The organism is Streptomyces triticirhizae, from assembly GCF_003696235.1.
Classification (GTDB): Bacteria; Actinomycetota; Actinomycetes; order Streptomycetales; family Streptomycetaceae; genus Streptomyces; species Streptomyces triticirhizae.
In genome coordinates this window covers 1-5,937 of record NZ_RFFJ01000277.1, presented here as the reverse complement: position 1 = coordinate 5,937, position 5,937 = coordinate 1, and the positions used below count along the sequence as shown (strand labels likewise).

At 75.2% G+C, this 5,937-nt stretch carries 5 protein-coding genes and 1 pseudogene; 3 read left to right on the top strand and 3 right to left on the bottom strand.

From position 1 onward, the window contains the following. The 3 genes and pseudogenes from EBN88_RS32500 to EBN88_RS27950 all read right to left on the bottom strand — a co-directional run. A pseudogene (locus tag EBN88_RS32500) lies at positions 1–465 on the bottom strand (hypothetical protein); the annotation flags it as partial. A gap of 165 nt (positions 466–630) precedes the next feature. Beyond that, on the bottom strand, positions 631–1,869 hold the full coding sequence (gene cbiE, locus EBN88_RS27955; protein WP_122399824.1) for a precorrin-6y C5,15-methyltransferase (decarboxylating) subunit CbiE: 1,239 nt from the start codon (positions 1,867–1,869) through the stop codon (positions 631–633). A gap of 64 nt (positions 1,870–1,933) precedes the next feature. Further along, positions 1,934–2,596 carry a GNAT family N-acetyltransferase gene (locus EBN88_RS27950; protein ID WP_122399823.1) on the bottom strand — a complete coding sequence of 221 codons (663 nt, stop codon included), beginning with the start codon at positions 2,594–2,596 and terminating at the stop codon, positions 1,934–1,936. Positions 2,597–2,845: 249 nt separating this feature from the next. On the opposite strand from EBN88_RS27950, the gene EBN88_RS27945 reads away from it, so the two are divergent. The 3 genes from EBN88_RS27945 to EBN88_RS27935 all read left to right on the top strand — a co-directional run. Next, positions 2,846–3,505, top strand: coding sequence for a Crp/Fnr family transcriptional regulator (locus EBN88_RS27945; protein ID WP_122399822.1), 660 nt, complete (start codon positions 2,846–2,848; stop codon positions 3,503–3,505). 257 nt (positions 3,506–3,762) lie between these two features. Then, positions 3,763–4,878, top strand: a complete 1,116-nt coding sequence (locus EBN88_RS31380; protein WP_199742513.1) for a hypothetical protein — start codon at positions 3,763–3,765, stop codon at positions 4,876–4,878. Next, the coding region (locus tag EBN88_RS27935; protein WP_147472876.1) for a hypothetical protein at positions 4,878–5,937 on the top strand (1,060 nt) is incomplete at its 3' end. The genes EBN88_RS31380 and EBN88_RS27935, both read left to right, overlap by 1 nt.

Here is a 5,937-nt window from a genome sequence, read left to right as displayed (position 1 = left end):
CGGCTGCGAAGGGGCCGGCGCCGCCTGCGGGTTGGGCGCAGCGTGCGCGGGGGGCGCGGGCGACGCGGCCTGCGCCGGGACAGGCCGCTGTCCGTGCGCCGGGGTGGCCGTCGGCTGCGTCGGCGACGGCTGGTCGGCGTGGGTCATCGGGACGTCGAGGTACTCCGGCTCGGTGGGGTGGGGGCCCGGGCTGGGCACCGGGCGCACGTTCTGCCGGGGCCGTGGGGCGGGCGTTGCGGGGGCGACCGGCTGGGCCGGCCGGGCCGGCTGCGGCGACTCGCCCCAGGCGGCGGCGCTGCCGGGCATCAGCAGCTCCTCCTCGGCCTCGTCGTCCTCGTCGGCGACCGGGACCTGTCCCGCGACGGGCTGTCCTGGATAGGGGTAGGCGGCGGGAGTGGGAGGCTCCAACCGCTCCGGCTGCTCCGGCGCTTCCCGCTCGGGAATCTCGCCCGGGGCGTCCGTCATGCGTCCACCTCGCCCATCGCATGTGCTCCTTCCGTTGCCATTTGTCCGGACCAAGCGGGACGAAACCGCGTGGCCGGCCGACGGCGCAACGGTCGTTCAGCCTACCCGGGATGGGACCCGAGGCTGGCGCTGGGTGGGCGACTGTCCCTGGATGATCCGTATTTGTCAGGTGGATGACGACAACAGGCGTGCGACGAGCAGAAAGACAACGCTTCGACCGCGTTCCGACCAGTCCTGGGCAGCGAGTTCAACGGACTGCACCAGGCTGCACTCCACCGCGTAGCCTGCGCCGGTGAGTTCCCGGCCGGCCTCCTCGGCCTGGTCGCGGGTCATGGCGTGGGTGACGAGCCGTTCGGGCCTGCGGTCGGCGCAGGCCACCAGGACCCGCCGGCCGCCGCCGCCCACCCGGATCAGGTCCGGCTGCGGCAGGTCGGTCAACACCTGGGGCGCGGCGCCGCGCACGCAGCGGACCTGGACGCCGACCCGGCGCGCCGTGGCCTCGGTGAGGGCGGCGGCGCGCGGGTCGCGGTCGACGGCGATGGCGGCGGCGCCGAGCCGGGCGGCCTCGATGGCGGTCAGCCCGTTGCCGCTGCCCACGTCCCACAGCAGGTCGCCGAAGCGGGGGCCGAGGGCGGCGAGTTCGAGGGCGCGCAGCCGGCGGTCGCGGCCCGCGCCCTCGGTCGCGGCCGGCGGCTCCGGCTGTCCGTAGGCGGCCGGGTCCAGGCCCCAGCCGCGCGGGCCCTCGGGGACGTCGCCGGTGGCGAGCCCAGCCAGCCAGCTGCTGGTGCTGGAGTGGGGAACGGCGCCGCCGATGACGATGACGACGTTGGGGTCGGTCCACCGGTGCTGGGGCACCCGGTCGGAGGTGAGGACGGTGACGCGTTCCCGCTCGGTGCCCAGCGACTCGCAGATGACGAAGGTGCGTTGCTCGGCGCCGAGGAGCAGCGCGATCTCGGTGGGCCCGGCGTCGGGCGAGGTGAGGACGGCGACCTTGGGGTGGGCGCGGCAGACGTTGACGGCGCGGCGCAGGTTCCGTTCGCTGGCGACGACGATGCGGGCGTCGTCCCAGGGCATCCCGGCGCGGGCGAAGGCCGCCGCGACGGCGGAGACGCCGGGCACGACCTCGACCTCCAGGCCGTGCGCCGGGGCACGCAGTGCGCGGACGACGCCGAAGAAGCCGGGGTCGCCGTCGGCCAGCACCACGGCGGTGCCCCGGTGGGCCGCGATGCGCTCGGCGGCGATGACGAGGCTGCCCAGGACCACGCGCTCGGCGTGCGGCGGGACGTCGGGCAGGGCGAGGTGGCGGGGGGCTCCCGCGACCAGGGTCGCCGCCCGCAGGGCGGTCACGGCGGCCGGGGCGAGCGGGGACCCGTCCCATCCGATCACGGTGACGCGGTCGGCCATGGTCAGGGGTCTCCTGCGGGGAGCGGTGGGTGGGAACGGCAGTTGAGCCTACCGCGACGGGCGGTCAGCCCTCGGTCGAGGCGTCCGGGTGGCTCCCGAGCCCGTCGATGCCGTTGAGACCCTCGATGCCGTCGACTCCCTCGATGCCCTCGATGTCCTCGGGGAGCAGGCCCCAGACGATGAGGTCGGTGCGGATGTCGGTCCAGCCGCCGTCCTCGGTGCGGGAGCGCACTATCAGCGCGTTGCGGAGCACGCCCTCGCTGATGCAGCCGATCTTCTGCGCGACCTGCTGGGAGGCGGTGTTGCCGGCGGCGGTGCGGAGTTCGAGGCGTTCGAACTTCTGGTCGCGGAACAGCCACTGGGCGACGGCCAGCACGGCCTCGGCGGCGTAGCCCTCTCCCCTGGCCCAGGGCGCGACGACATAGCCGACCTCGGTGCTGAGGGTGCGCCAGTCGGTGTTCATCAGGTGGACGCAGCCGACGAGTCGGTGGGTGAGGTACTCGGCGACGGCCAGCACGATGCCCCGGCCCTCGGTGCGTTCGGCGGGGGCGCCCCGGGTGATCCAGTCGTACGCCTCGCGCCGGGTGTAGGGGATGGGCGCCGAGGTCCAGGCGACGCTCAGCTCGTCGCTCATCATGGCGGCCAGCTCGTCGGCGTCGGGCTCCTCGAACGGGCGGAGCGTCAGCCGTTCGGTACTGAGGGAGATGTCGGGGAAGGTGGATGTCATGCGTCGCTCCCTGCCTGGCCTGGGTCCTTCCGGGCAAGCATGGCGCATGGCCGTTCACCTTCGCCGCTCGGGCCCCCGGCTGTGTCGTTCCCGGACGCCGGCGCGCGGGATGGTCCCGGGGCGCGCGGTGTCCGGGACTTTCCGAAGTGCCGGCGGCGCGGGAGGCCCGGCCTCTACGCTGCGGCGAGGGCGGCGCCCGAGGCGGGGCGTGCGCCGGCGTTTTCGGTGAGGCGTGAGGGAGGTCGGGCGATGGTCTCGGGCGACGCGTTCACCCCCGAGCAGTTGGGCCTGGTCCACGGGGCGGGCCGGGCGCGCGGCTGGGAGCGCGGGGAGGCGGTGCTGGTGGAGGGCGCGCCGTCGAGTGACGTGATCCTGATCGAGTCGGGGCTGGTGAAGATCACGACCGAGTCGGCCAACGGCTACACCAGCGTGCTGGCCGTGCGCGGGCCAGGCGAGCTTCTGGGCGAGCTGTCGTGTCTGGACGGCGGGCCGCGTTCGGCGACGGCGACCGCGTTGGGGGCGGTGCACGGCACGGTGGTGCCGGGCGAGCGGTTCCGGCGACTGCTCGCGGCGCACGGCGAGTTGGCGCTGGCGGTGCTGCGCAGCGTCACGGTGCGGCTGCGCGACTCCGACCGGCTGCGGGCCGAACACGGGGCCTATCCGGCGGGGGTGCGGGTGGCCCGGGTGCTGTGGGAGATGGCGAGCCGGCACGGGGTCGAGGCGGCCGAGCCGCCGGGCGCGCTGGCGGTGCGGGTCACCCAGCAGGAGCTGGCGGGGGCGGCGGGGACCTCGCGGGAGTCGCTGGTGCGGGCGCTGGGCGAGCTGGCGGCGGAGGGGCTGATCGTGCGCGAGCGAGGCCAGACGCTGGTGGTGGACCTGGCGGGGCTGCGGGAGTGGCGACGCGGCTGAGCGGCCCGCGACGGTTCGCCTTTGGTTCGCGTTCGGTTCGTGTTGGTAGATCTTCGTTTCGTTATGGCTCGCGGCGGTTTGTGACGGCTTCTGACTGAAGATGTCCGATGCGTCATCTGACGCGGTGTGGGCGGGCGTTCGGGGGTTTCCTGGTGGTGCGCGGGCGGGCCGACGGGTCGGCGGGGGGCGCCGGCCCGCCCGTTCGCGCCGCGTGTGGCGGCGGTCCAGCGTCAGCCCAGTAAGGGGGATTCATGCCGGTGAAGTACACGTACCACACGATCGTGGTGGTCGACATCGAGGGTTTCGGGCGGCGGCCCAACCCGGTGCAGTCCTGGCTTCGGGCTCGGCTGCGCCAGTTGTTGCGGGACGCCTTCGAGGGGGCGGGGATCGACGCGGAGGCCGGGCCCGCGCCCGAGGACCGGGGCGACGGCGCCTTCCTGCTGCTGCCGGGAACGGTGCCCAAGGAGGACGTGACCGGTCCGTTCGTCGAGCGGCTGCGGGAGGGGCTGCGCTCCCACGCGCGGACCAGTGGCGGGGAGGGCCGGCTGCGGATGCGGGTGGCGTTGCACGGCGGAGAGGTGGCGCACGACGGGCACGGCTGGGTGGGCGCCGACCTCAACACGGCCTGCCGGATGGTGGATCACCAGCCGCTGCGGGACGCGTTGGCCGCCGTTCCTGAGGCCGAGCTGGTGGTGGCGGTCTCGGACGAGTGGCACCGCAAGGTGGTCAGCCATCACCATCCGGGGATCGACGCGGCCGAGTACCGGCCGGTGCGGTTCGACGCGAAGGAGATCGCCAACGAGACGATCTGGGTCCGGGTGCCGGGGCACGCCTGGTCGCCGGGGGCGACCGGGGCGGCGGGGCCCGTGCCCGCGCCGGGCGAACGGACGCCGGGCCAACGGACGCCGGGCCAACGGACGTCCAGCGAACGGGCGCCCGGTGAACGGGCGTCGGGTGAACGGGCGTCGGGGCCGGGGCCGTTGATCGGGCACAACGCGGGCATCGGGCAGCTCTTCGGCGACATCAGGGACGGCGGCATCGGCGTGGTGCACGGCGCGGTCACCCAGGACTTCGGCCCCCGGCCCACCCCTGGGGCCGGGGGCGAGGGCGAGGGCGAGGCCCTGGCCCGTGAGCTGGAGGCGCTGCGCGCCCTGTTGAAGGAGGCGTTGGAGCGCAGGGACATCGACGCCGGCACCTACCAGGACGCCTCGCGCGAGCTGGACACGGCCGAGGAGTGCGCCAGGGCGGAGGACGAGGAGAGCCGGGGCACGCTGACGCGCGCGCTGGTGAAGCTCGGCGCGCTGGTGGCGGGGGTCGGCGCGATCGCCGAGCCCATCAGGAACCTCGTCAACACCCTGAGAGGTGGGCAGTGATGAACGGATCGACCAACCCGGGACCCCGGATCACCAACAACAGCGGCATCGGCGCGCTGAGCGGGGACATCGCGCACGGCGGGATCGGGGTGTTGCACGGGGACCAGTACGTCAACCAGTACCTGCTGGACCCGGCGGCCTCCCCCGAGCAGGTCTTCGCCGAGGGGATGCGGTGCCTGACGGCGGGGATGCGCGTGCGGGCCAGACAGCTGGTCGAGGAGGCCATCGGCCGGGGCCACCGGTCGCGGGAGGGCTACTACGGCTGGGTGTTGACGATCGTCAGCCGGCGCTCGCCCGAGGACCTGACGGACGAGGACTGGGTCCCGTTGCGCCGGGCGTTGAACGGCGCGCTGGGCGCGTGGCCCGACGCCGAAGGGAACGTGGCCGGGGCGAACGGGGCCGGGTCGGGCGACGTCGGCGGCTACGCCGAGGCCGCGCGGCTGGTGGACGACCTGTTGATGGCCGCGCTCACCGCGGAGCAGGAGGCGGGCTCGGGCGGCACGGCCGGCGCGGACCCGGCCGGCGACTTCGAGCGGCGGATCGCCGCGCTGCCCGAGGCGCGGCGGGCCGAGGTGACCGACCATCTGCGCTATGTGATCCAGCGGGTCGAGGAGTCGGTCATCTCCGCCGAGGACTCGGCGGAGATCGACGCGGGCCTCGCCGATGAGGCGCGCCGGGACCGGGCCGCGCGGGCGCCGCTCTTCTTCACGCCCGACCCGCTGCCACTGCGCCCGCCGGCGCCGGCGGGGCGGTCGATCTGGCCGAACGACCCCTCGACGGCGACGACGCTGCTGACCCTCGCCGGGATGCTGCTCGCGCTGGGGCTGGTGCTCGGGGTCGCCCAGACCGGCGCCCTGGCCGGGGGGACGCTGTTCGGGGTCGCGGTGTTCGTCGTTCCCGGCGCGCTGCTGCTGCTCGGGAACGGGCGGGCGGAGCTGCGCCGTCGGGCCCGCCAGGGGCGCCGGCCCGGCTGGGTGCGGGAGCGCCGCCCGCTCTCCCCCGAGCGCGAACGGCTGCGGGCGGTCCGGGGGCCGGCGGCGCAGCCGGCCGAGGCGCTCG

What these genes read in the sequence shown, in the direction of transcription:
- cbiE (WP_122399824.1), bottom strand. Translation starts at nt 1,869, where the DNA reads ATGGCCGACCGCGTCACCGTGATCGGATGGGACGGGTCCCCGCTCGCC.
- EBN88_RS27950 (WP_122399823.1), bottom strand. Translation starts at nt 2,596, where the DNA reads ATGACATCCACCTTCCCCGACATCTCCCTCAGTACCGAACGGCTGACG.
- EBN88_RS27945 (WP_122399822.1), top strand. Translation starts at nt 2,846, where the DNA reads ATGGTCTCGGGCGACGCGTTCACCCCCGAGCAGTTGGGCCTGGTCCAC.